The organism is Streptomyces sp. NPDC056948 (assembly GCF_042674225.1).
GTDB lineage: Bacteria > Actinomycetota > Actinomycetes > Streptomycetales > Streptomycetaceae > Streptomyces > Streptomyces purpurascens.
The window spans coordinates 1-1,810 of sequence record NZ_JBHUQX010000771.1; the positions used below are offsets into that span (position 1 = coordinate 1).

General features: G+C 68.7%; 1 protein-coding gene. It reads left to right on the forward strand.

The genetic code is table 11. From position 1 onward, the window contains the following. Positions 1–116 precede the first annotated feature (116 nt). Positions 117–1,796, forward strand: a complete 1,680-nt coding sequence (locus ACFTZL_RS44545; protein ID WP_382596258.1) for a S8 family serine peptidase — start codon at positions 117–119, stop codon at positions 1,794–1,796. Positions 1,797–1,810: the final 14 nt, after the last annotated feature.

Consider the following 1,810-nt stretch of genomic DNA (forward strand, 5'->3'; position numbering starts at 1 on the left):
CACCCACCCGCTCCGAGGGCCACCGGCCCTCGACCGTCCGGGCCTTCCGCAGGCACCCCGGCCGATCCCGGACGCCGTTCGTCCTCCCCCACCGAATCCCTCCTTGGAGGCACCGAGTGAAAAGACGTGTCGTCATCACGGCCCTGTCGATCACCGCCGTCGGCCTGACGGTGGCTCAGGGCATCGGAGCAACACCACCCGACTCACCCTCACCGAGCAAGGACGGCTACATCGTCGTCCTGAAGGAACAGGACAAGCGCCCGGCGCTCTTCGCGTCGGGGAAGCCGCGTGTCGACATCACCGCGACGTACGGCGCCGCGCTCGACGGCTTCTCGGCACAGTTGAGCCGCGACGAGGTGAGCGAGCTCAGCGGGGACCCGGCTGTCGCCTATGTCGAGCGTGACGGCGAGGGACGTATCAACGGCCAGCAGACGCCCAAGGGGGTCAGCCGGATCCGTGCCCTGGAGAACAAGGCCCTGAAGACGGGTGACGGCAAGGACGAACGCGTCGACGCGGACATCGCCGTCCTCGACACCGGAGTCGCCGACCACCCCGACCTGAACGTCGTCAAGCGCGTCAACTGCAGCAAGGTCGACAAGTGCGTCGAGGACGAGGGCATGGACGACGACGGACACGGTTCCAACGTCGCGGGCATCGCCGCCGAGATCGACAACGACCAGGGCTTCACGGGTGTGGCGCCCGGTGCGCGGATCCACTCCCTCAAGATCCTGGACGAAGAGGGCAGAGGCAGCACCTCGGAGATCGTGGGCGCCCTCGACTGGGTCACCGCCCACGCCGACACCATCGACGTGGTCAACATCAGCGCCGGATACACGGGCGAGACCCGCGCGATCGCCGATGCCGTCAACCGTGCGATAGCCAAGGGGATCGTGGTCGTGGTGTCCGCCGGCAACGACGGCAAGGACGCCAAGTCGGCGTCTCCGGCCAACATCCCCGACGCCATCACCGTCTCCAACCTCGCCGACGGCGACGGAAAAGCCGGCGGTCAGGGCGACTTCGGCTGGTGCAACAAGGACAACAAGAACAAGGACGACACGCTCTCCGGCAACAGCAACTTCGGCCCGGGCATCGACATCGCCGCTCCCGGCGAGTGCATACAGGCGACGGGCAACAAGAACGACTACTCCAACTGGAGCGGTACTTCGCAGGCCGCGCCGCATGTGGCCGGCGCCGCGGCGCTGATCGTCAGCGGTTCCGAGAAGCCGAAGGACCGCGAGGGCGTGATGGCCGTGCGCGACAAGCTGCTGAAGGCGGGCCAGGACAACTGGACGGACACGTCGAAGGACGGAACGAAGGAGCCGCTGCTCGACGTGCACGACGCCGGAGTCTTCAAGCCGGCCTTCGCCGACGCCCAGGACCCGGAGCAGCCCGGGAAGCCGACCGAGCCGGGAGAGCCGTCCGAGCCGGGGGAACCCACCAAGTCCGGGGAGCCCACCGAGCCCGGGGAGCCCACCGCGTCCGGAGAGCCGTCCGAGCCGGGAACCCCCGAAGCCCCGTCCGAGCCGGGGACCGGTCGCACAGAGGTCTCCTGCGACTCGTCCGGTACGTCCTGTGACCTGGACGCCGGCACCCTCGGCAGCGCGAACGGCACCTACACCTGGGACTTCGGTGACGGCACGACCGGCACCGGAGCGAAGGTCACCCACGCCTTCCCGAAGGGCCTCGGAACATACGCGGCGACGGTGACCTACACCGATCGCGACGGCAAGACCGCCAAGGCCACGGCGACCGTCTCGTGCGCCGACTTCTACGGCCAGATGTGCCACGGCTTCTGAGCGCCGAGCCGACC